Below are 22,096 nucleotides of genomic sequence, written 5' to 3'. Positions count from 1 at the left end.
ACCTGGCGCCCCTGGGCTGGGCACTCCTTGCGGTCAGTACCGCAACGTGGCCGCCACCGGGCCGGGGCCCGGGACCAGGGCAGCGTCGACCGCATGGACTCGGCCGCCGTGACGGAGCACTTCGGCCACGGTCAGGTCATAGAGATCGCCGACGCCGGCCGAACCGGCGGGGCGGTCGATGACGACCCGGTCCCGCAGGTCGAGCTCGCCGAGGTGCTCGACACCGAGGGGCACGATCACCGTGTCGACCTTGCCGTCGATTGCAGCGAGCACGGTCTCGTCGAGGGAGCTCACCCGATTTTCGACCGCAGCGCTGAACACTTCGGTGTCGTCCATCAGCTGCTGCTCGATCAGGTCACTCACGATGTCCCAGGCCGCATCGCCCAACTGCTGATCGGTCAGGTGATCCGGGTTGCCGACGACATCGCGTGGCGCCAGCCGGTCGAGATGGCAGACCTTGCGGAACTCGTCGAGGAGGCGACGCTCGCCGGCGAGCACGATCGGTTCGGTCCCGCCCTCCACCAACGGCCGAACGTAGCCGTCGACGATCCGGCAGAACCGGGTGCGTTCGTCATCGGTCGTGTCCTTGATGCCGCCCTGACCGTGCATGGTCATCGCCACGCCGCCGGCGCCCGCTCGGCTCGATGCATGGCTCTGGAGTTGGCGCTCACGGTCGTCGAACCGTAGAGCCTCTTCGAGCGAGGTCGGCACGTCGCCGAGACCGATGCGACGCAGGCCCTCGGCGCGGTTGCCGCGCAGGAGCCGCACGTCGTGTTGGCTGAGGGACAGCACCCAGTAGTGATCGCTGTGGGCGACGGCCGGCACGAGCGGTCGGAGCTGGAAGCGGTCGGCAATGACGCTGCGGGGTTCGGGCGCATGCGCAAGCCGGTAGTGGCGCAGCCCGTCGGCATCGAGGAAGACCGCAATGCCGGATCCGGCCCCGGTCCAGAAGGCCGCGTCGCCGACCAATGCGGTGGCCGGAGCGAGGAACTCCTCCGCATCCGGGCGCCGCATCCCGAGGTCGACCAGTTGGTCCCGGGCCCGGTCGAGGAGCTGACGCAGACGGATGGGATCCTGGGCTCTCGCCGGTGCACCGGGCGGATGAGTGGGCATGAAGACCGAGAGGTGGTGGCCGGTCGTAGTGCGTGCGAGTTCGCGGAGACCTTCGGTTGTGACGGCATCGAACACTGGTCGCTCCTTGCCTCGTGACGCCGCAGGCGGCGTCGATGTGCTGCGATCGTCGCGGCGCGACCTCAACCGGGTTGTCCCCGGTGATCAACACCTGCTCAACGTTCGAGCAGTCAGAGGGCGTAGGTGGCGACCGTGCAGCCGACCGAGAAGATCGGGATCGGCTCGTAGAGGTGGACAGTCCCCTTTGCACCGGAGGCGGCCGCACTCACGGCGAGGAACGTCCGGATCTCGAACCCGCCTTGCCCGGCCTCTGCATAGATCGACAGGTCGTCGTAGTCGAGCAGCGCGTCTCGGTCGTTGCGGGCCCAGCGGTCGAGGAAGTCGCGGTCCCACTCGACGTTGATCTTGCCGGAGTCGGGAGTGGCCGGCCAGTGAGAGATACCACCGGTGCCGATCAGTGCGATGCGCTCGGGCACCGAGTCGGCGGCACGGCGCATCGCCTCGCCGAACGCCCACGCCCGATGCAGTGGCGCCAGCGGTGGCCCCTGACAGTTGATGTTGGCCGGGATGACGGGGAGGTCGTAGCGAGGCGTGAGGAAGTGCAGCGGCACCATGATCCCGTGATCGAACAGCCACTCCTCGGCGTAGGCGATGTCGGTGCTCTGCATCACCTCGGTGATGAACCGCTGCGAGAGGTCTCGATTGCCGGGGACGGTGACCTTGTCGATGCCCAGCCAGCCGGTGTCCTCGATCGGCCCCCGGTACGAGTCGGCCATGCCAAGCGCGAACGACGGCATGTTGTTCATGAAGAAGTTGGCGAAGTGCTCGGCGGCGACGATGACGAGTGCGTCGGGCTGCGACGCCTCGAGCGCGTCGCGCATGTCGTCGAAGGCCCGGTAGACGTTGTCGCGGGCGATGGGGTCGGCTTGGTCGGCCCGGCCGATGATGCCGGGGGCGTGACTGCACACGCCGGCGAAGACGAGGGGCATCAGCTGATCACCTTCTGTGTTGGGTCGGTCGTCATGGCGTAGACGCCTTCACGGACCGGACCATGTTCGATGATGCCATCACGCATCCGCTGCAGATAGTCGGGCCACTCGATCTGATGAAAGGCGGCGAAGTGCATGAGGATCTGGCCGTTGACGCCGAAGTGGAACAGCAGGCCGATGTCGGGTTCGACCAAGGCGCCGATCTCCTCCTCGGTGAGGTCATACGGTTCGAGGACGGCACGGCGGTCGTTGGTGTACGCCTGCTGCAACGCTTCGGACCGGTTGATCTCGAACAGGAACTTCTGGACGGCGTACAGGGTCATGCTCGTGCTCCTTCGGGCTGCTCGTCCCACTCGAGGTGCAGGGCGTTGGGGCCCCGGAACGTGATGTTCGGGAAGTAGTCGAAGTGCTGATCGTCGGCGAGGCGCAGCGACGGCAAACGCTGTGACAGCAGTTCGAGCACGATGCGGGCCTCCATGCGAGCGAGTCCGGAGCCGAGGCAGAAGTGGATGCCCTTGCCGAACGAGATGTGCCGCCCCGCCTCCGGACGGTGGATGTCGAACACACCGGGTTCGGGGAACAGGTCGGGTTGGTGGTTCGCTGCGGCGAAGTTGAGGAAGAGTCGGGTGCCTGCCGGAAGCTCGACCCCGCCGAGCGTGGTGTCCTGGGTGGTGATGCGGCGCCACGAGACCTGGCTGGACTCGAACCGCAACGTCTCTTCCACTGCGGCGGCCGCCAGCGAGGGGTCGGCGCACAGGGCGTCCCACTGGTCTCGCCTCGGGAGCAGGCACAACAACGCATTGCACATCAGTGCCGTGACCGGGTCGTGACCGGCGAACGAGATGCCGTAGACAACCGACTCGACCTCGCGGTAGCTGATACCCGTGCCGTTGCTCGGGTCGGGATCGGCGTCGTGTGCGTCGAGGAGTTCCGAGGTGAAGTCGTCGGCTCGATGGTCACGTCGACCGGCAACGAACTCGCGGCAGTAGCGCCAGTAGTCGAGCATGCCCTCGGCGATCGCCGTCTGTTCGGCCGCGGTCGGCTGTCCCCACGAGAAGGCCTTGCGGTTGCCACACCAGCTCTTGATCATGGCGTCGTCTTCTTCGGGGAAGCCGATGAAACGAAAGACGATCTCGGCCGGCAACGGGAAGGCCAACGCCTGAACGAACTCGGCCGGGGAGCCGCCGGCGATCATCTCGTCGAGCAGCCGGGTGGCCCGGTCACGCATGTAGCCCTCGAGCGACTTCAGCCGACGGTTCGAGAACCCCTGACGGGTGTAGACCCGGATGCGAGCGTGATCCGGTTCGGGCCGGTTCGACATGACCGCCTGCGGATCGAAGTCCGGGGCCGCCAGCACTGCGCCGGCTTCGGGCGCCAACGGGAACAGCGGGTCCTGCACGTTGGTCGACGCAAAGATGTCGGGGTTGACGAAGACGTGCTCGATGTCCTCCATCCGGGTGACCACCACATGGCCCAGCTCCTCGGCATAGAAGACGGGATGCTCGTCACGCAGCGCAGCGGCGATGGGATAGGGATCGGCCAGATAGTCGGTGTCGAGCGGCGACCACGACGCGTGCATCGGACAACCGGCGGGCGCCCCGGCCACCACGGTGGGCGCCTGGTGATAGGAGTTGCCCTCGGCGTTCGTTGCCGCCGCGCGCTGGGTGGCGTCAGTCATTGCGTGGTCCCCTTCGATCGCTCGACGATGCTAGATCGCTTGGCGCGTGTGTGCCTTGCGGGCGAGCTCGCCACCGCGGATGATGCAGGCCATGGCCACGACCCTCTCCCCCGACCAGATCGCTGCCCAGGCGGCCGCCCACGAGCGAGCCCGGCTCGAGGTTCGCTCGATCGATCCGGTGAGTCGGACCCATCCCGGCGTCACGCTCGACGACGCCTACGCCATTCAGGCGGCATGGATCGATCTGCAGGTTGCGGGCGGCGCCGAGATCAAGGGGCACAAGATCGGGCTGACGAGCCGGGCGATGCAGCAGGCGATGAAGATCGACGAGCCCGACTTCGGCGCGCTGATGGACTACATGTTCATCGAGTCGGGCTCGACGTTGCGGGCCGCCGACTATGTGGATCCGAAGATCGAGGTCGAGTTCGCCTTCGTACTCGCTCACGACCTCGTGCCCCACGATCTGGGGCGTGACCTCACGGCCGACGATGTCTACGCCGCCACCGATCACATCGTGGCCGCACTCGAACTCATCGATGCCCGTTCGTATCGGGTGCACCCCGACGACGGCCGCACCCGAACGGTGTGCGACACGATCTCCGACAACGCCGCCAACGCAGGGATCGTCGTCGGGTCGGTGCCGGTCACGCCCGACGAGGCCCGCAGCGGACGACTGCGGTGGGCCGGCGCCATCTGCTCCCGCAACGGCGTGGTCGAGGAGACCGGGCTGGGTGCCGCCGTACTCGGCGATCCGGTGATCGGCGTGGTGTGGCTGGCGAACCGGTTGCAGGGCCTCGGCATCCCACTGACGGCAGGCGAAACGGTGCTCGCCGGCTCGTTCACCCGGCCGATCGACATGCGGGCCGGCGACCACTTCGAGGTCGACTACGGCGAGCTGGGAGTGATCACACTCGACGTCGACTGACCCTGCGGTCACGCGACCGCAATGTGTGTCTTTTGACAAACGTGACCGGAGACGACCAGCATGGCCATGCTTCGAGCGTCGGGGGACGGCTCGTGGCGAGGAACCCAGACAGTCAGGGGACAGTCATGGACGATGTCGTACTCCGGGTGCGCGATTTGCGTACCCAGTTCCGCACTCGGGCCGGCACGGTCGATGCGGTGGCCGACGTGAGCTTCGAGGTGCGTCGGGGCGAAACCGTCGCGTTGGTGGGCGAGTCGGGCTCGGGCAAGAGCGTCACTGCGCTGTCGATCTTGCAGCTGCTGGAGAGCACCGGCTCGATTGCGAACGGCTCGATCGAGTTCGACGGTCGGGAGTTGGTCGGTCTGTCGGAGAAGGAGCTGCGGGCGATACGAGGCCGCGACATCTCGATGATCTTCCAGGACCCCTCGACCTGTCTCGACCCGGTCTTCACGATCGAGGACCAGTTGGTCGAAACGCTCACGATCCATGGGCGGAGCAAGTCCGAGGCCAAGGTCCGAGCCCTCGAACTGCTCCGGCTCGTGCGCATGCCCGATCCCGAACGGCGACTCAAGGCCTACCCCCACGAGCTTTCCGGCGGCCAACGCCAGCGCGCGATGATCGCGATGTCGCTGGCCCTGAATCCGAAGTTGATCATCGCCGACGAACCCACCACGGCCCTCGACGTCACCGTCCAGGCCCAGATCCTCGATCTCTTGCGCCTCCTGCAGGACGAGACCGGGGCAGCGGTGCTCTTCGTGACCCACGATCTCGGCGTCGTTGCCGAGATCGCCGATCGGGTGGTGGTGATGTACGCAGGACAGGTCGTCGAGCAGGGGTCGGTGCGCGATGTGCTGAAGGATCCTCAGAACCCCTACACCTCGGCGCTGCTCGCCTCGATGCCCGGCATGGTGGCGGGCTCGGGTTCCCGGCTCACCCCGATCGAGGGCGTGGTGCCGAGCCTCTTCGACATGCCGGCCGGGTGCCGATTCGCACCCCGCTGCGCACATGAATGGGCTGCGTGTCAGGAGCCACCACCGCTCGTGCCGTTCGGCAACCAGCGCGAGAGCCGATGCTGGCTCCGAGTACCCGAAGCGGTCGCCGAACGAGAACGAGATGCCGTCGGCGGCACGATCATCGGAGCGGGGGGTCGACGATGACCGAACTCGATCTCCGCTCCGCAGCGACACCCCCTTCGGGCGGCGACACCCCGCTGCTCGAAGTTCGGGATCTGCAGAAGCACTTCCCGATCCACAAGGGCCTCCTCCAACGCACGGTCGGCCATGTGCGCGCCGTCGACGGAGTCTCGTTCGACATCGCTCGCGGTTCCACGCTTGCCCTGGTCGGCGAGTCCGGATGTGGCAAGACCACGACCGGCCGAGTGATCCTGCGCTTGATCGAGGCGACCGGAGGCAACGTGCGCTTCGACGGCACCGACTTGGCGTCGCTCGACAAGCACCAGTTGCGCGAACTCCGCAAGCGCATCCAGATCATCTTCCAGGATCCGTACAGCTCGCTCGACCCCCGCATGACCGCAGCCGACATCGTCGGTGAGGGTCTCGAGATCCACGGCATCGCAACCGGCCAAGCACAGCTCGATCGAGTGGCCGATCTGCTCGAACGAGTCGGGCTCTCTCGACGAGACCTCCGCAAGTTCCCCCACCAGTTCTCCGGTGGTCAGCGCCAGCGGATCGGGGTGGCTCGGGCGCTTGCGACCTCGCCGGATTTGATCGTGTGCGACGAGGCGGTGTCGGCACTCGATGTGTCGGTCCAGGCGCAGGTGCTCAACCTCCTCAAGGATCTTCAAGCCGAACTCGGGGTGTCGTATCTGTTCATCACCCACGACCTGAATGTCGTGCGCTACATCGCCGACCGGGTGGCGGTGATGTACCTCGGCCAGATCGTCGAACTGGCCGACACCGAGCAGTTGTTCACCGACCCGCAGCACCCGTATACGAAGTCGCTGCTGTCGGCGGTACCGATCCTCGACCCCGATGTCGCTCGCTCCTCCAAGCGCCGTCATCTCCAGGGCGACGTTCCCAGTCCGTCGAACCCGCCACCGGGCTGTCGTTTCCACACCCGATGTCCCGAGGCGGTCGACGCCTGCGCACGGCATGACCCGGGCGTTGTCACGCTCTCCGATGGCCGGATGGCTCGAGAGTGTGCGGTGTATCTGCCGCAGGCCTACGGACTGACACCCGACGAGTTCCGGGCCCAGCCAAAGCGCAACGCTGCCGACTTCGCCGACACAGGAGCTGTCACATGATCGAATACATCGCTCGACGCATCCTGTCGGGCCTCCTCGTGCTCTTCCTCCTGTCGACCTTCCTGTTCTTCGTGATGCGAGCCGTTCCCGGCGATGTCGTGCGGCTCCAACTCGCCGACGCCGGCTCGGTGACCCCGGAGCGAATGGCCGAGATGGAGGCCGAGCTCGGTCTCGACAAGCCCGCGGTCACGCAGTACTTCGTGTGGCTCGGCAATGCCGTGCGCGGTGACCTCGGCAACTCTCTGTGGGAGAAGCGTCCCGTCACCGAAATGATCGCCGAACGGTTCCCGGTGACCGCCGAACTCGCCGTGCTGTCGATCGTCGTGGCCGTGGCCCTCGGCATCGTGGTCGGCGTGGCGTCCGCCGTTCGCCGGGGAACCAAGACCGACGACGCGCTTCGGGTGTCGTCGGTCATGGGACTGTCCATTCCGAACTTCTTCCTTGCGCTCCTCATGATCACGTTCGCCTCGTCGTGGTTCAACTGGGTGGCTCCGCTCGGCTATCAGCGGCCGTGGGAGAATCTGGGAGCCAACCTCCAACAGATGGCCATGCCCGCCGTTGCGCTCGGTGTGTCGGTGGCAGCCGCCATCGCCCGCCTCACTCGCTCGTCGATGCTCGAGGTCCTCGGCTCGGACTTCATTCGCACGATCCGGGCCAAGGGCGCCACCACCCGTCTCGTCAACTACAAACACGCGCTGCGCAACTCGCTGGTCCCGATCCTCACCCTGATCGGCCTCCAGTTCGGCGCCCTGCTCGGCGGCACCGTCATCCTCGAGTCCATCTTCAGCCTGCCCGGCATCGGCTCGATGGTGTTCCGCGGCGTCCAGCAGCGTGACTATCCCGTGATCCAAGCCGGAGCGATCCTCTTCGGCGGGCTGTTCATCGCTGTGAACATCGCCGTCGACATCGCCTACGGCTGGATCGATCCCCGTATCCGGAAGAGCTGAGGAGTCATTCATGGCCACGTCGACCAAGCCCGACCCGATCAACGCCAACTCGAACGTCCTCGACGATGCGGCCGACGACGTGACCGTCGTCGCCACGGAGCGAGTGCGCGACGACGACACCACGGCACTCGGCCGGTGGGGCCGTTTCAAGCGGAGCTTCCGCCAGTTCCGCAAGGACCAACCGCTCGGCATGATCTCCGCCGGGATCGTGATCTTCCTGCTGCTGTGCGCGATCTTTGCCGGGCTGATCGCTCCCTACTCGCCCACTGCCACCCAGCGAGGACGCGAGTTCAAGCTCGCCGCGCCGTCGCTCGACCACCTGTTCGGCACCGACCACCTCGGGCGCGACATCTTCTCCCGAGTGCTCTACGGCGCTCAGATCTCGTTGATCGTCGCCACCGCCACCGTGATCATCTCGACCGTGATCGGCACGCTCCTCGGCGCCATCTCCGGCTACTTCGGCGGCAAGCTCGACATGATCCTCCAGCGCATCGTCGACGCCATCATGTCGATCCCGGTGCTGATCTTGGCCTTGTTCATCGTGTCGCTGCTGGGTTCGAGCATTGCGAACGTCATCCTCGCCCTGTCGATCATCTACATCCCGCGCTTCAGCCGGATTGCCCGAGGGGAAATGCTTCGAGTCCAGAGCGCCGAGTACGTCACCGCGGCCGAAGCGCTCGGCGCTCCACCCATGCGGGTCATCATGCGCCACGGCATCCCCAACATCGTGGCCCCGATCATCATCCTCGCCAGCTTGACCTTCGGTCAGGCGATCGTGGCCGAGGCCGCACTCAGCTTCCTCGGTGTTGGCGCCCCGATCACCGAACCCTCTTGGGGCCAAATGCTGTCCATCTCTCGTGAGTACATGACGATCGCCTGGTGGACCGTGGTGTTCCCCGGTGCCGCACTCAGTCTTGGTGTGCTCGCCTTCAACCTGCTCGGCGACGCCCTGCGCGACCACCTCGATCCCAAGCTCGTGCGCTGAACCGGCGCATCGAAAAGCAACATCCACCTAGCAACCACAACAAGCGAGCAAGTACCGAACAGATCACTGCACACAACCGTGGACGCACGTCGTTCACAAGGGGGAGAACACATCATGCAAACATCAACTCGATGGCCTCGATGGGTCGCCGCCATGCTGGCGCTCATGCTCATCGCCGCATCCTGCGGCGGCGGGAGCGATGACACCGCCGACGGCGATGGTGACAGTGGCGAGGAGACGACCGAGACCACCTCGTTCGACGAAGCCGCCGCCGCCGAGCAAGACCGCACCGGCGAAGGCGAGACCGACGAGACGGACGATGCTGCCACCACCGACGAGGGACCCGTCATCGGTGGCACGTTGGTCGTCAGCGGCAACTCCGACATCGCCAACCTCGATCCGATCACATCGTCGTCGTTCAACACCCAGTACCGACTCGACAACGTCTACCAGCGGCTGATCTCGTTCGAGACCGCACCCGACATCGGCTACACGACCCGAGTGCTCCAGCCCGAGCTGGCAACCGATTGGGAGATCTCCGACGACCTGCTCACCTACACGTTCAATCTGCGTGAAGGCGTGAAGTGGCACAACGTCGCTCCGGTCAACGGGCGCGAGTTCAACTCGGGCGACGTGAAGGCCACCCTCGAGGCGATCCTCGCCGAGGGCCACCAGGCGGCGCTGATGACCGGCGTGACGTCGATCGAGACTCCCGACGACTACACGGTCGTATTGAACCTGGAGGCGCCATTCGCCCCGCTGCTCAACAACATGGCGAGCCACTTCATGTGGATCCTCCCGGCCGAGGCGTTCGAGGAGGGCTATGACCGGACCAACACCGTCATCGGGACCGGGCCGTGGATGATGACCGAGCACGAAGTCGACGTGCGGACCGTCTACGACCGCAACCCCGACTACTGGAAGACCGACGACGACGGCAACCAGCTGCCCTACATCGACCAGATCGAGGCGCTCGTCATCAAGGACACCCAGCAGGCGATCGCCGCGTACAAGGCCGGTGAGATCGACATCATGACCAACGCGATGTCGCCCGAGCTGCGAGAGCAACTCATGAACGACGTCCCCGACGGCCAGTTCATGGAGTGGATCGATGCCGGCATGGGTCAGGTCGGCGTCAACATGGAGCGTGAGCCGTTCAACGACCTGCGGGTCCGCCAGGCCATCTCGATGGCCATCGACCGCCAGGGCATGGGCGACACCATCCGCGGTGGCGGCACGATCCCGAGCAACGTCTCCCCCGCACTCGCCGACTACTCGATCTCCGAGGCCGAGCGCACCGAGCTCCTGCCGTACGATCCCGACGCAGCCGTCGCGCTCCTTGCCGAGGCCGGCTACCCGGATGGACTCGACGCGACACTCATCGCCAGCGACGCCTACGGGCCGCAGTACGTGGCGCAGGCCGAGTGGCTCGTCGAAGACCTGAAGGCCATCGGCATCAACGTGACGTTCGAGCTCCTCGACTACGCCACCTACTTCGGCAGCCGCTGGCCCGACAAGGAGTACGACCTCCAGTTCGGCCCGCAAACGCCGTTCCTCGAGCCCGACGAATGGCTTCGCCTGCAGATGGGATCCGAAGGCGCCCGCAATTGGTATGGCATCAGCGATCCGGCGCTCGACGAGATGCTCGCCGAGCAGCTGACGATCGTCGATCCCGGAGAGCGAGCCGAGAAGATCAAGGAGATCCAGGTCTACGCCCTGGAGAACCTGATGAACCCGATCCCGGTGTGGACGACCCTGACGCAGTGGACCTACTCACCGCGACTGCAGGGCTTCTACCGCCACGGTTCCTACGGCTACGCCAACCTCGACCGGGCCTGGTTGGCCGAGGGCTGATCTCGCCCAATCGGTCGATCCGACGACTACGGCCGGCCCTGACCCGATCTCGTGATGAGGTCGGGCCGGGGCCGGTGTCGCATCCACCACCCGGAAGGCGACTCGCGTCCAACTCCTCGTTTCCGTCGGCTCGCACCTGGGCAACACCAGGTGCGACCGCGAACAGAGGAGCCTCGATCATGCACGAGATCCACCGACTGCTACCGACGACCGCCGTGACGACGCTGGCGGGCTACCTCGACGGCGGCGGTGGTCGCGGCGTCGACACGGCCCGTCGACTGACGCCGGCCGAGGTAATCAGGCTGATCGAAGGATCGGGGCTTCGGGGTCGTGGCGGTGCGGGTTTCCCGACCGGCAAGAAGTGGCGAACGCTCGCCACGCTCGAAGACGCCGTCGACGAGCCCATCCCGGTCGTGGTGAACGCCGCCGAGGGCGAGCCGGGCACCTTCAAGGACCGTGCGCTGCTTCGCCTCGACCCCTACTCGGTGATCGAGGGCGCAGCGATCGCGGCCCATGCCATCGGATCCAACGAGATCATCATTGCGATCAAGGCCTCGTTCCGCGAGGAGACGCTGCGGCTCATGGCCGCCATCGACGAGATCAACGCTGCCGACTGGATGCCAGGCATGACCGTTCGCATCGTCGACGGTCCGAGCGAGTACCTCTTCGGTGAGGAGACAGCCCTGCTCGAAGTGATCGACGGACGACCGCCGCTCCCACGGATCGCTCCCCCGTTCCGTCGTGGCATCAACGAGTCCAACGCCAACCCCGGGTGGGGTGCCGACGGGCGGCGAGGTGACGGGCCTGGCGGATTGGTCGACAACGTCGAGACCTTGGCGAACGTGTCCGGGATCCTGGCCAACGGCGTCGACTGGTTCCGGGAACTCGGCACCGAGGCGTCCCCCGGTTCCATCATCTGCACCGTCACTGGTTCGACGCCGTTCCACGGGGTTGCAGAGTTCCCCATAGGCACGACCGTTCGTCAGGTGATCGACGAACTTGGCGGCGGCGCACGGTCAGGGCATCGCATCACGGCCGTGCTCAACGGTGTCTCCAACCCGCCGTTGACCCCCGACCAGCTCGACACCCCGCTCACCTACGAGGACATGTCGGCCATCGGATCTGGGCTCGGTTCGGTCAGCCTGATCGTCGTCGACGACGCCACCTCGCTCACCTCGGTGGCCGCTGGTGTCGCCCGGTTCCTTGCCGTCGAATCGTGCGGGCAGTGCGAGCCGTGCAAGCGGGATGGCCTCGACCTTGCCGAGTCGCTCAGCGATACCAGCGCCGACGGCGCGGGTCTGGGCGACGAACGAATCGACGAACGGCTTGACACAGTGGCCCGGGGCGCCCGCTGCGCCCTTGCCGGGCAGACCGAACGGGTCGTCGGTCGCCTCGTCGAACTGGCAAGGCGCACCGAGACGCACCCCACCTCGGCGAGCGAGCCCTATCTCGTCGCCCCGGTGGTGGAGATGACGGGACGGCAGGCGGTCCTCGACACCGCCCATGCGACGAAGCGGTTCGACTGGACCTACCCGGAGGACGGTGAGTTCTCCTCGGCCTGGCCCGTGCAGCGGCTGGCCGATCAGCCGGTCGAGATCAAGGCACCACGCACGGCAGAGTCGACGTCGCCGAGCACCGAGCTGGGCGAGACGATCAACTCGTCGGCGGCCGACGCCGGCTCGTTCCAGTCGGTGACCGACCTCGGGCGACAAATCAACGACGAAGTCGGTGCACTCCGACGAGTCGCACCGGAGGAGCGCGAGCAGCTCCTGCACGAATTACGGCGTGACATCGAACGCTACGAGCGTGCGATGGAGGGTGTCGTCTTCCCGGCGCTGGAACGACTCGATCCCGACGAGGGACCCGAGATCACCTGGTACCCCGCGCAACACACGAAGGCAGCCAAGCAAATCGTCGCCGACCTCGACCTTGGATCGACCCCGTTGTCCTCGCGTTTGGTCGACCAGCTGTGCGCCTCGATCACCGTCTCGATCGACGAGGTCGAGGAGGGCGTCCTGCCCCGGCTGCGCGCCGAACTGGTCGACGACCAGCTCGAGGCCGACGCCATTTCCACGGGGGTCGACCAACTCATCGAACCCTGACCCAGCCACGACCACTGGAGATTCCTCATGGCCGATCAGATCGCCCTCACGGCCTTCGGCATCGCCGACCCCGACACCGGCGACCTCGTGGCACCTCCGCCGATGCGTCGACCGGAGGATGTCACCCCTCATCGTCGCCCCTCGGACGATGTGCTTGCGCAGCCGATCGGCATCATCGGCGGTACCGGCCCCGCCGGCCAGGGACTAGCGGCCCGTCTCGCCGCCAACGGGCAGGCCGTGTTCATCGGCAGTCGCAAGACGAAGCGAGCTCGCCGAGTCGCCGACGAGGTGAAGGCCGAACTCGGCGACGATCGGTCCGAGCGGGTCTTCGCCGGCACCAACCGGCAGGCCGCAGCCGCCGACTTCGTCGTGCTGGCGACCAATGCCGACCACACGGTCGAGGCCGCCGGCGTCCTGGCGTCGGTGCTCGCCGGCAAGATCGTCGTGTCGATGGCGGCGAGTGTGGCACCGTCCGGTCGGGGCATGCGCCCCGTCCTCCCGTCGTGCGGTTCGATCGCCGAATCGGTCGCCGACGTGCTCGTCGGCAGCCGCGTCGTCGCCGCCCTCCAGCACGCACCGGCGAAGGCACTCGACGACATCGAGCGACCCTTCCCAGGGGACGTGCTGGTGTGCGGTGACGACGATGAGGCCGTGTCCGACACCATCAGCCGACTCGGCGTCATCGAGGGGGCAACGTTCTACGACGCCGGGTGCCTCGCCAACGCCGTGGCGCTCGAATCGATGACCGCAGTACTGCTGTCGATGAACCGGCGCTATCACCGACGCCTGTCGCTGCGCGTCGTGGAAGGCTGAGCGCGAGCAGGCGAGCGGATGCCACGCCTCACGTTTCCGTTGGCGGGTGAACGGGTATGCCCTGCCCATGCCGCAGACTCACGTGAACAATCCGATTACCAACGACCAGTTCGTGCTGGATGCCTATCGAGCCGCCGGCGTGCCCATGGCGACCGTGTACCTCCCGACACCGAGCGCCAGCCAGAACGCCGACCAGGAATTCGACATCCGACGCAAGAATGCCGTCGCCCTCGTGCGGGATCAAGCGCCCGATCGACCTCAGCTGGCGGCACGCGTCGAAGAGGCGCTGGCTGGCTTCCGCCACCAGGAGGGTGCGTCGTTCGTCGCCGTCGTGACCGAATCGGACGTCGTCTTCAAGCGCACGCAGGTGCGTCCGCTCACCAGCACGGCGGTGCACGTCGGCCTCGTTCCCGCGCTGCTTCCGCTACTCGCAGCACAACAGCACGACATCGAGCACCTTGCGGTCCTGATTGACCGGTCCGGCGCCGACGTCATGAACCGCGCCGGTGTCGGTGATCCGATCGACGTCACCGAAGTCGTCGGCGAAGAACTACACCTGCACCGGAGTCATCCCGGTGGTTGGTCGCAGCGACGCTTCCAACAGATCGCCGAGAACGCATGGGAGTCGAACGCGAAGGAGGTCGTTGACTCGATCATCGACGAGTTCCCGACCACTGACCTCGTCGTCGTTGGTGGCGACGTGCGTGCTGTCGGGTTCTTCACCGATCACCTTCCTGCCCGGCTCAGCCCGCCGATCCAGGTGGACGGGTCGCGCCAAGCCGGCGCCGATGCCTTCCTCGACCGAGCCGACGTTGCCCTCCGCACCGTCGCGGCCGAGCGGCTCACCGATCAGTTCAACCGACTGCGCAGTGCGCTCAGCGCCGGGCACGCCACGAACAACAGTGGCGAGGTGCTGACGCTCCTCGCTCAGGGTCGGATCGACACACTCTTCGTCGCCAACGACTTCTCCGAGCCGGATCGGGCGATGGGAAGTGTCGGCCTCGGGAGCGGTGAGGTCACCGTGCCCCGCAACGATGGGGCGGTTGCGCTCGCAGCCAAGACCGCAGCGCAGGTGATCGTCACACCTCGCTACGTTGCCGACATGGGTGACGGCATCGCCGGTATCACCCGCGGCTGACTCGCCTGGTCGTTCACCAAACGCCGCGAGCCGGCTTGATGTCGAGGACCGGTGTGCCGTCGATCGCTTCCAGGCCGTCGACCTCGACGACGTTGGCGTCGATCGCCACGATGCGCACCGGGTGGATACCGATGGGATTCGGTCGTACCGGCGAACGCGTGCTGAACACGCCTCGTGCTCGCTGCTCCGGATCGCTGCGTGGGTGCACGACGAGGAGGTCGCGCCTCGACCGGTGGAGCCAGGTCAGTACGATCACCTGCATGCCGACGTCGAGCCCATCGAGGCCGTCGACGACGCCGGGATCGAGAACCAACGTTGCGGCAGGAGCTCCGTCGCCGCTCTGCTTCGGCGCAGCTGCGGTGTCGGTCAACGAGGATGCGACACGACCGATCGGTCGCAGGATGAACGCTTCCCCGTCATCCGCCGTGCCGTTGGCTCCCGTCGGTTGCTCGTCGACCATGTCGGTCACCCCCGTCACGGAGCGTAGCGGTCGGCTCCCACATCGTTCAGCTGATCGGTGGCTGCAAGCGCTTCGTCGACCGCTGCTCGGTCGGGCAGCATGAGGCCGGTCGACGCCACCGAGAGGGCACTGGCGACGTTGGCGAAGCGTGTCGCCGGCGCCCAATCCCGCCCCTCACTGCGCGCAACGGCGAGCGCAGCAACGAACGCATCACCGGCACCCGTCTCGTCGCCGACCTCGACGGTGAGCGTCGGCACCTGCATCGAAACGTCGTCGCTCGCCAGTAGCGCACCGGTCCCACCGGTCTTGATGATCACCCGTCGAGCGCCGAGTGCCAGCAGTTCGTCTGCTGCGAGCTGAGGCCAGAGCGACGACGTGTCGCAGCGACCCACCAGTTGTGACGCTTCGAGCCGATCCGGTGTCAGGACCTCGGCCGCTGCCAAGAGTCGATGGTTGACCCCTTCGGGCGGTGCCGGGTCGAGGTACAGCGCCGCGCCGGACTCGACCACGAAGTCAGCCAGCCGGGCCAGCGCCGGGGCGGGCACCTCGGCCTGAGCGATGATGATGTCCCCCTCGCCCAGTCCAGCCACGCTCGGCTCGATGTCGGCCCAAGCCAGTGCGTCGTTCGCGCCGGGAGCAAAGATCAGCGATCGGTGCCGTCCCTCGACCAACTCGATCGCCACGAAACCGGTGCTCTGCCCCGCTCCGGTCGAGACACCGGTCGTGTCGACGCCATCGTCGCTGACCGCCCGCAGACAATCGCGACCGAATTCGTCGTCACCGACCCGCGCAACAAGTGCAACCTCGGCACCGAGACGGGCAACAGCTCGAGCAACGTTTGCGCCCTTCCCGCCAGGCTGGGCGAGATAGTGCTGTGCCAGCATCGGTGCCTGACCACTCGACCGCTCGACCTCGAACAGGTGCAGGTCCATATTGACCCCGCCTACCACCACGATGCTTCCCATGGCTCCAACCTGTGCCCTCGGGCCGGCGAACACCACGGCCCAAGGTCATCCGAAGGTACACACGCCGTCATTCACTCGAGGAGGCAGCCGGGAAAACGGAGACAGCCGGACCCAAACGCATTGCGGATGTGCTCGGCCACGACGGCACTCGCATGACCGATTTGGTGTATCGACACGTCGTCTCGCCAACGATCGACGACGCCGTTGCCATGGGCGACGCGCTCGCCTGAGGAACCCTTGCGGTGGGCACAAGTGGCGAGCCGAATAGGCTCCCGCCGTCGCGATAACAAAGCGTCACCAAACAACACATTGCGGGCATGCCCCATCCCGATATCAGCCGCACGTTATGGGGCGGCCAGCCACCTGTGCTTCGCCAACCCCGACAGTCCGATAGCCGTCCATCAACCGACCGGTGTATGCTGATTTGCATGCAAAGCACCAGCGTCCGGATCGACACCGCCACCCACGACGAACTCAAACGACTCGCCGCCGAACTCAACACCACTGTCGGCAACACTGTCTCCCTCGCCGTACGGGCGCTGCGTCAAGACCGAATCGGCAACGACCTCGCCAACCCACTACGAGACGACGAGATCGACTGGCTCGATGCTGACCTCGGGTGACGTCGTCGACCTCGAACTCGGCACACCCCAAGGCAGAGAAGCCGGATTCCAACACCCCGCCGTCCTCGTGACCGCCCAACGCATCCTCGACGCCGAACCCTCCGTCGTCCACGTCGTCCCGCTCACCAGCACCATCAGACCCTTCGGCTCCGAAATCACCATCGAACCCGACGACACCAACGGACTCGATGTCGTCTCTGCCGCCCAGTGTCAGCACATCCGAGCAATCTCCCCTGGCAGGATCATCGGGGCGCGGGGCAACGTCGGGTCTATCGTCCTGACACAAGTACGCGAAACCCTCGCCGTCCTTCTCGACATCCCCTGACCCGCTCGCCAGACGCAGTGCTGAGCGTCCCAAACCGTTCAACCGCTTGAACAGGATGGCCGTCACCGACAGAGTCCCGTGGAGTGGTGGGGTTCCGAGTGTGTTGCTCGGTGTGTCAGGCCTCGAGTTGGGCCCGTGATCGCTCAGTGTCGCGCACAGTGTTGAGGTCTGCCATCGACCCCTCGGTCATGTAGCGGCGAGCGACCGCCCATTCCGCGTGCTGATCAGCGAGCACGGCCCCGATGAGCCGGATCGCTGCGGCGTCGTTGGGGAAGATCCCGACCACGTTCGTGCGCCGTTTCACTTCCTTGTTCAGTCGTTCCAACGGATTGTTCGACCAGATCTTGCGCCAATGCGACGACGGGAACGCCCCGAACGCCAACACATCGGTCTTGGCGTCACGCATCGACAACGACGCTTTCGGGAACTTGGCCTCGAGCATGTCGGCGACCTCGTCCCAACGGGTGTTGATCTCCCCGGTGGTGCCGAGCGCGAAGATCGACCGGAACGCGGCCGCCACCATTTCTTGCTGCCCTTTCGGGACCTTGGACAACAGATTCCGGGCGTAGTGCACGCGACACCGCTGCCAGCTCGCCCCGCTGATCCCTTTGCGGATGGCGGCCTTCAGCCCTTCGTGGGCGTCGGAGATGACGAGGCGGACACCACCGAGACCACGTTTACGCATCGAGCGGAGGAACCGGAGCCAGAACGTTTCGTCCTCCGAATCACCGATATCGACACCCAGCACTTCGCGGTCACCAGCAGCGGTGATCCCGGTCGCGATGACCACCGCTCGGGACACGACCTGGCCGAGGGCGTCGTCACGGACGTTGATGTAGGTGGCGTCGAGATACACGTACGGAAACGAAGTGTGACCCAGGGTGCGTGTCCGGAACGCTTCGACTCGTTCGTCCAGACCGGCGCAGATCCGCGACACCTCTGATTTGGAGATGCCGGTGTCGATCCCCATCGCCACCACCAGATCATCGACCGCTCGGGTGGAGACGCCGTTGACATAGGCCTCCATCACCACCGCATACAGAGCCTGATCGATCCGTCGGCGGGGTTCGAGGATGCTGGGGAAGAACGAACCCTTGCGAAGTTTCGGGATCCCGAGTTCCAGATCGCCGGCCTTGGTCGACAAGGTCCGTGGCCGGGTCCCGTTGCGATGCGTGGTCCGGTCGATGCTGCGCTCGTAGGGGCCGGCGCCGATCTTTTCGGCCGCTTCGGCCTCGATCAACTGTTGCAGCGCCCATTGGGCGAGCTGGCGGACCAGATCGGTTCCTTCTCCGATCGAGATCGCGCCGAGCAGGCGGTCGATGTCAGACTGTTCAAGAGTCATCGGTGTGGTTCTCCATGGTGTGCACTTGGTCGTACACACCGAGCATCACGCCGGTGACTCACCCACAGGTGGACCCGCCCCGAAATCCCACCACGCCAAGGGACTCATACCCGTCACCGAACGCCGGCTTGAGAAGCCGTGCATCCGCGGATGCATTTCGTCACATTAAGTGACCATCTGTCGTGACCCGGTCACGTTCGGCGCATGAAATCCACCCGCGGATGCATCTGAAGCCCACCGACTGCCGCCAGCTGGCTGTCACCGACGCCAGCCTCCACGTCTCGAGCAGCGAACATGACTTGCAGTTGCTGGCGACAACGGCGCCCCCGAACGTTCGGCATTGACTGCTCCGACCCCATCACCGAACGCCGGGACGGCGGCGACATCGGTGCTGCCTTGGTTGCCGAGCAAACGAAGGTCTCAGCCTTGCCCGCGGAAGATCACGCGCAATGTCGATTCCTCATCGTCAGCATTGGCCAAGTCGAACCGGATCGCCTCCGGCACACCCAACTCGTCGAAGACCACCTCCAGAGTGTGCTCCCCGAACTCCGGGTCGCTGAACTCCTCGATATTGTCGGCCCACTCCGCGATCCGATCGTGCAACTCCTCGACCGTCCACTCGACCCCGAAACACGCCTGCGAATCCGACGGCGAATCGACCGACACGTTGCGCACAACACCATCAGCGACCACCGTCACCCACGAACAACCCTGTCGCCAGTAGTTCCGAGACTCCGAAACCTCGAGCCGGTACCCAGCGATCCCCGCCTCGGAACAGCGAACCCGCGCATCTGCCAGGGCAATCTCAACCGGCAGATCGTCGCCCTCACCGCTGGAATCCTGCAACTCACCATCGAGGGTCAGTTGTTCGCCCTCCGTAGAAGCTTGCGATGTCGGCGAACTGCACGCCGCGCTGAGCGTCACGACAGCCCCGATCAGGAGCAACCATCTGGTCATCGTCGACAACGTCATGCTCGTATCGACGTGTGATCAGTCAACATGGTTCCCGAGTGTCCCATACCACTCGTTGCTCAAGCGCCGAAGAACGTCCCAGACCGCCGGCTCGGCGACAAGCCTGCGTTTGAACGTGGGAGACATCAGTGAATGGACCGTTCGGGTGCTCGACGCTTGGGTGGAGGGTCGAAGCATTCCGGGCACGCTTGCGATCGTGCGTAGATCCAGTGGTGTTGTCGCTGCCGTAGCAACGCGCGCTGGTATTTCGGGGCGCAGGCCGCAGCGGGCGCGATCTGGTGGATCTCGGTGTTCATGTGTGGTGATGTACGTCGGCTCACGCTGGGTGGATGGGATCCGCGGCTGCTCGTCGGACCCGACGTGGCCTTCTTCGTGCTGGGTTCGTTGTGGGCGGCACTCACCGGGAGTCGTGCCGCGTCGGTGGTCGTGACAGTGTGGACGATCGGGGTCACAGCGTCTCTACTCGTGTACGGCTTGATCGAGCGCACCGCTGGCTGGGGTGTTGTCGCGATGACGGTCGCAGCGGTCGGCACCGCCGTCTCCGCCTTGACGGTTTGGCATGGGCGTCTACCAACAGAGTGGTTCTTCGTCGGCCCATTTGCGTTCCACCCGGCGACAGTGTCGAGCAAGGTAACAAATGTGCGACGAAGTCTCGCTCAGCTGATCGTATTCTGGACGCTGTTCTTCGCCGTGATACCGATCATCGTGGCCGCAGCTGAGCACCGCCTCAGAGTCTCATTGCCAGCACTGCAGGACCCAGCCTGCGCTTGGATTGGCTGGCTGGTCTTCACAGCGGGAAGCGCCTTGGGTTTGTGGTCGTGTCTCACGATGGCGTTGGTCGGCCGGGGCACACCGCTCCCAGCCGAGACCGCACGACGACTCGTCGCACGCGCCCCTACGGGTATGTCCGCAACCCGATGGCCGTCGCCGGCGCAGCCCAGACCGCGGCGATCGGCGCTGTCGTGGGTTCGTGGAGCGTGATCGCACTGGCAGCGGTTGGTGCGGTTCTCTGGAACCTCGTGATTCGGCCGGTGGAGGAGGCCGACCTCGCAGCCCGGTTCGGAGAGGACTACGACCGCTACCACAGCACCGTCCGATGCTGGGTTCCCACCCGTTCCTCCTAGCTTCGACCATGCTCGGCCACCGGTCGTCAAGCCACCGCCGCCGACCCACCACGGGTCGGCGGCCGTATCGCTCGGTCTGCCGGATAGCGCGTGGATCGGGTGAGTGATCGGACCTGAACGCCAACTCTGCGCGAATTTGGCTTCGGACTGATCCGGTCGCGACAGATGGAGTCCCGTCGGGTGGTGTAGGAGTGCCGTGCGATTCTGTTGGTCAGGTTCTTGGGGCTGCGGGCAATGACGTTAGCGGTTCTCCTTCATGGTCGACGAGTGGTTCGAGACTGCCGGCGGCGATGTAGCGCCGGTCGGAGGAGATCATTTCGTCGTTGATCTCGACCAGCAGCGCGCCGACGAGGCGGATCACCGATTCGGTGTTGGGGAAGATCTGCACGACATCGGTGCGTCGTTTCAGTTCACGGTTCAATCGTTCGATCGGGTTGTTCGACCAGATCTTGGACCAGTGCGCCGGCGGGAACCCGGTGTAGGCCAACAAGTCGGTCTCCATGCCCTCCAGCTTGGTAGCGACCTCGGGCGACACACCAGCGAGCTGGGTGACGACGTTACGTAACTGGGTGCGGGCCGACCCGGCGTCGGGTTGGGCGAAGATGGTGCGGATCAACGCCGCGATCATGAAGCGGTGCTGGTGCTTGGCGACCGACAACAGGTTCCTCATGGCGTGCACGCGGCAGCGTTGCCAACCGGCGCCTTGGAACACCCGCCGGATTGCTGCTTTCAACCCGGCGTGGGCGTCGGAGATGACGAGGCGGACACCCGTGAGGTTGCGGTCTTTCAAGCTCCGGAGGAACTCGGTCCAAAACGTTTCGTTCTCCGAGTCCCCGACATCGACACCGAGTACTTCCCGGTAGCCGTCGGCTCGGAGACCTGTCGCGATCACGACTGCTTTCGAGGTGACCTGGCCTGCTTCGCGGACGTGGACGTAGGTGGCGTCCAGCCAGACGTAGACGAAGCGTTGATGGCCGAGATCACGGTTGCGTAGCACGGCGACGTCGGCGTCGATGTTCTTGCAGATCCTGCTGACACTGCTCTTGGAGATGCCGGTGTCGCAGCCCAACGCTTTGACCAGGTCGTCGACCTTTCGGGTGCTGGTGCCGGTGATGTAGGCGGTCATGATCACTGCCCACAGGGCTTTGTCGATGCGGCGGCGGGGCTCGAGGAGTTCGGGGAAGAACGATCCTTGCCGGAGTTTCGGGATCCCCAGCTCGAGGTCGCCTGCGGGGGTCGATACCAGTTTCGGGCGGTGCCCGTTGCGGAGGTTGGTGCGGGCCAGGGTCCGTTCACCGGGTTCGGCGCCGATGCGTGCGGTGAGTTCGGCTTCGATGAGTTCTTGGATGGCATCGGTCAGAATCTCCGCCAGTGATCCGGCAAGGCCGGTCCCGGTGAGACGCGCCTCGAAAGCGGATAGTGCAGACTCGTATTCGGTCATCGTGCGATTCCTTCTCAGT

21 protein-coding genes are annotated in these 22,096 nt (G+C 65.6%); 12 read left to right on the top strand and 9 right to left on the bottom strand.

The window, feature by feature from the left end:
* Positions 1-33 precede the first annotated feature (33 nt).
* The 4 genes from R2733_20035 to R2733_20020 all read right to left on the bottom strand — a co-directional run bounded on the left by R2733_20035 (position 34) and on the right by R2733_20020 (position 3,798).
* Positions 34-1,188, bottom strand: a complete 1,155-nt coding sequence (locus R2733_20035; protein MEZ5378801.1) for a hypothetical protein — start codon at positions 1,186-1,188, stop codon at positions 34-36.
* Between the two features lie 113 nt (positions 1,189-1,301).
* On the bottom strand, positions 1,302-2,120 hold the full coding sequence (locus tag R2733_20030; protein ID MEZ5378800.1) for a hypothetical protein: 819 nt from the start codon (positions 2,118-2,120) through the stop codon (positions 1,302-1,304).
* Complete coding sequence (locus R2733_20025) at positions 2,120-2,443, bottom strand: hypothetical protein (GenBank protein MEZ5378799.1); 324 nt, start codon at positions 2,441-2,443, stop codon at positions 2,120-2,122. The genes R2733_20030 and R2733_20025 overlap by 1 nt, the downstream gene beginning before the upstream one ends.
* Complete coding sequence (locus R2733_20020; GenBank protein ID MEZ5378798.1) at positions 2,440-3,798, bottom strand: cytochrome P450; 1,359 nt, start codon at positions 3,796-3,798, stop codon at positions 2,440-2,442. Before R2733_20020 ends, R2733_20025 begins: the two co-directional genes overlap by 4 nt.
* Before the next feature lie 91 nt (positions 3,799-3,889).
* On the opposite strand from R2733_20020, the gene R2733_20015 reads away from it, so the two are divergent.
* From R2733_20015 to R2733_19975, 9 genes are all read left to right on the top strand, one after another.
* Complete coding sequence (locus R2733_20015; GenBank protein ID MEZ5378797.1) at positions 3,890-4,723, top strand: hypothetical protein; 834 nt, start codon at positions 3,890-3,892, stop codon at positions 4,721-4,723.
* Between the two features lie 125 nt (positions 4,724-4,848).
* Positions 4,849-5,880, top strand: coding sequence for an ABC transporter ATP-binding protein (locus tag R2733_20010; GenBank protein MEZ5378796.1), 1,032 nt, complete (start codon positions 4,849-4,851; stop codon positions 5,878-5,880).
* Positions 5,877-6,986, top strand: a complete 1,110-nt coding sequence (locus R2733_20005) for an ABC transporter ATP-binding protein (GenBank protein ID MEZ5378795.1) — start codon at positions 5,877-5,879, stop codon at positions 6,984-6,986. The genes R2733_20010 and R2733_20005 overlap by 4 nt, the downstream gene beginning before the upstream one ends.
* The gene (locus R2733_20000; GenBank protein MEZ5378794.1) at positions 6,983-7,933 is read left to right on the top strand and encodes an ABC transporter permease; all 951 of its coding nucleotides are present in this window, start codon (positions 6,983-6,985) and stop codon (positions 7,931-7,933) included. Before R2733_20005 ends, R2733_20000 begins: the two co-directional genes overlap by 4 nt.
* A gap of 10 nt (positions 7,934-7,943) precedes the next feature.
* Positions 7,944-8,918: an ABC transporter permease gene (locus R2733_19995; GenBank protein MEZ5378793.1), complete on the top strand. Its 975-nt coding sequence runs from the start codon at positions 7,944-7,946 to the stop codon at positions 8,916-8,918.
* A gap of 114 nt (positions 8,919-9,032) precedes the next feature.
* A complete protein-coding gene (locus R2733_19990) occupies positions 9,033-10,772 on the top strand; it encodes an ABC transporter substrate-binding protein (GenBank protein ID MEZ5378792.1) in 1,740 nt (579 codons plus the stop codon).
* A 179-nt stretch (positions 10,773-10,951) separates the two neighbouring features.
* Positions 10,952-12,874 carry an NADH-ubiquinone oxidoreductase-F iron-sulfur binding region domain-containing protein gene (locus R2733_19985; GenBank protein ID MEZ5378791.1) on the top strand — a complete coding sequence of 641 codons (1,923 nt, stop codon included), beginning with the start codon at positions 10,952-10,954 and terminating at the stop codon, positions 12,872-12,874.
* Between the two features lie 27 nt (positions 12,875-12,901).
* Positions 12,902-13,687 carry an NADPH-dependent F420 reductase gene (npdG, locus tag R2733_19980; protein ID MEZ5378790.1) on the top strand — a complete coding sequence of 262 codons (786 nt, stop codon included), beginning with the start codon at positions 12,902-12,904 and terminating at the stop codon, positions 13,685-13,687.
* Between the two features lie 67 nt (positions 13,688-13,754).
* The gene (locus tag R2733_19975) at positions 13,755-14,825 is read left to right on the top strand and encodes a Vms1/Ankzf1 family peptidyl-tRNA hydrolase (protein MEZ5378789.1); all 1,071 of its coding nucleotides are present in this window, start codon (positions 13,755-13,757) and stop codon (positions 14,823-14,825) included.
* 13 nt (positions 14,826-14,838) lie between these two features.
* Here the strand turns inward: R2733_19975 and tsaA are convergent, their stop codons facing one another.
* Positions 14,839-15,285 carry a tRNA (N6-threonylcarbamoyladenosine(37)-N6)-methyltransferase TrmO gene (gene tsaA, locus R2733_19970; GenBank protein ID MEZ5378788.1) on the bottom strand — a complete coding sequence of 149 codons (447 nt, stop codon included), beginning with the start codon at positions 15,283-15,285 and terminating at the stop codon, positions 14,839-14,841.
* A 14-nt stretch (positions 15,286-15,299) separates the two neighbouring features.
* A complete protein-coding gene (locus tag R2733_19965; protein MEZ5378787.1) occupies positions 15,300-16,250 on the bottom strand; it encodes a PfkB family carbohydrate kinase in 951 nt (316 codons plus the stop codon).
* A gap of 428 nt (positions 16,251-16,678) precedes the next feature.
* Here R2733_19965 and R2733_19960 point away from each other — a divergent pair, with 428 nt between their 5' ends.
* Both R2733_19960 and R2733_19955 read left to right on the top strand, forming a co-directional pair.
* Entirely contained in the window at positions 16,679-16,873 is a 195-nt protein-coding gene (locus tag R2733_19960; GenBank protein MEZ5378786.1) for a hypothetical protein, read from the top strand.
* Positions 16,857-17,198: a type II toxin-antitoxin system PemK/MazF family toxin gene (locus R2733_19955; protein MEZ5378785.1), complete on the top strand. Its 342-nt coding sequence runs from the start codon at positions 16,857-16,859 to the stop codon at positions 17,196-17,198. The genes R2733_19960 and R2733_19955 overlap by 17 nt, the downstream gene beginning before the upstream one ends.
* Before the next feature lie 115 nt (positions 17,199-17,313).
* Here R2733_19955 and R2733_19950 read toward each other — a convergent pair whose 3' ends face one another.
* Positions 17,314-18,540: an IS256 family transposase gene (locus tag R2733_19950; GenBank protein MEZ5378784.1), complete on the bottom strand. Its 1,227-nt coding sequence runs from the start codon at positions 18,538-18,540 to the stop codon at positions 17,314-17,316.
* Positions 18,541-18,960: 420 nt separating this feature from the next.
* The gene (locus tag R2733_19945; protein MEZ5378783.1) at positions 18,961-19,512 is read right to left on the bottom strand and encodes a DUF6174 domain-containing protein; all 552 of its coding nucleotides are present in this window, start codon (positions 19,510-19,512) and stop codon (positions 18,961-18,963) included.
* A gap of 818 nt (positions 19,513-20,330) precedes the next feature.
* Here R2733_19945 and R2733_19940 point away from each other — a divergent pair.
* A complete protein-coding gene (locus R2733_19940) occupies positions 20,331-20,636 on the top strand; it encodes a methyltransferase (GenBank protein ID MEZ5378782.1) in 306 nt (101 codons plus the stop codon).
* Positions 20,637-20,847: 211 nt separating this feature from the next.
* On the opposite strand, the gene R2733_19935 is transcribed toward R2733_19940, so the two are convergent.
* A complete protein-coding gene (locus R2733_19935) occupies positions 20,848-22,077 on the bottom strand; it encodes an IS256 family transposase (GenBank protein ID MEZ5378781.1) in 1,230 nt (409 codons plus the stop codon).
* Positions 22,078-22,096 lie beyond the last annotated feature (19 nt).

The sequence above is a fragment of the Acidimicrobiales bacterium genome (assembly GCA_041394265.1).
GTDB lineage: Bacteria > Actinomycetota > Acidimicrobiia > Acidimicrobiales > SZUA-35 > JBBQUN01.
Note: the sequence above shows the minus strand (reverse complement) of the source record. Positions and strands in the feature narration are given on the sequence as shown.

Coding starts and splice junctions, on each gene's coding strand:
- R2733_19955 (MEZ5378785.1), top strand. CDS start 16,857: ATGCTGACCTCGGGTGACGTCGTCGACCTCGAACTCGGCACACCCCAA.
- R2733_20010 (MEZ5378796.1), top strand. CDS start 4,849: ATGGACGATGTCGTACTCCGGGTGCGCGATTTGCGTACCCAGTTCCGC.
- R2733_19950 (MEZ5378784.1), bottom strand. CDS start 18,540: ATGACTCTTGAACAGTCTGACATCGACCGCCTGCTCGGCGCGATCTCG.
- npdG (MEZ5378790.1), top strand. CDS start 12,902: ATGGCCGATCAGATCGCCCTCACGGCCTTCGGCATCGCCGACCCCGAC.
- R2733_20030 (MEZ5378800.1), bottom strand. CDS start 2,120: ATGCCCCTCGTCTTCGCCGGCGTGTGCAGTCACGCCCCCGGCATCATC.
- R2733_19965 (MEZ5378787.1), bottom strand. CDS start 16,250: ATGGGAAGCATCGTGGTGGTAGGCGGGGTCAATATGGACCTGCACCTG.
- R2733_20025 (MEZ5378799.1), bottom strand. CDS start 2,443: ATGACCCTGTACGCCGTCCAGAAGTTCCTGTTCGAGATCAACCGGTCC.
- R2733_19960 (MEZ5378786.1), top strand. CDS start 16,679: ATGCAAAGCACCAGCGTCCGGATCGACACCGCCACCCACGACGAACTC.
- R2733_20005 (MEZ5378795.1), top strand. CDS start 5,877: ATGACCGAACTCGATCTCCGCTCCGCAGCGACACCCCCTTCGGGCGGC.
- R2733_19995 (MEZ5378793.1), top strand. CDS start 7,944: ATGGCCACGTCGACCAAGCCCGACCCGATCAACGCCAACTCGAACGTC.
- R2733_19975 (MEZ5378789.1), top strand. CDS start 13,755: ATGCCGCAGACTCACGTGAACAATCCGATTACCAACGACCAGTTCGTG.
- R2733_19945 (MEZ5378783.1), bottom strand. CDS start 19,512: ATGACGTTGTCGACGATGACCAGATGGTTGCTCCTGATCGGGGCTGTC.
- tsaA (MEZ5378788.1), bottom strand. CDS start 15,285: ATGGTCGACGAGCAACCGACGGGAGCCAACGGCACGGCGGATGACGGG.
- R2733_19985 (MEZ5378791.1), top strand. CDS start 10,952: ATGCACGAGATCCACCGACTGCTACCGACGACCGCCGTGACGACGCTG.
- R2733_19990 (MEZ5378792.1), top strand. CDS start 9,033: ATGCAAACATCAACTCGATGGCCTCGATGGGTCGCCGCCATGCTGGCG.
- R2733_20020 (MEZ5378798.1), bottom strand. CDS start 3,798: ATGACTGACGCCACCCAGCGCGCGGCGGCAACGAACGCCGAGGGCAAC.
- R2733_19935 (MEZ5378781.1), bottom strand. CDS start 22,077: ATGACCGAATACGAGTCTGCACTATCCGCTTTCGAGGCGCGTCTCACC.
- R2733_20015 (MEZ5378797.1), top strand. CDS start 3,890: ATGGCCACGACCCTCTCCCCCGACCAGATCGCTGCCCAGGCGGCCGCC.
- R2733_20000 (MEZ5378794.1), top strand. CDS start 6,983: ATGATCGAATACATCGCTCGACGCATCCTGTCGGGCCTCCTCGTGCTC.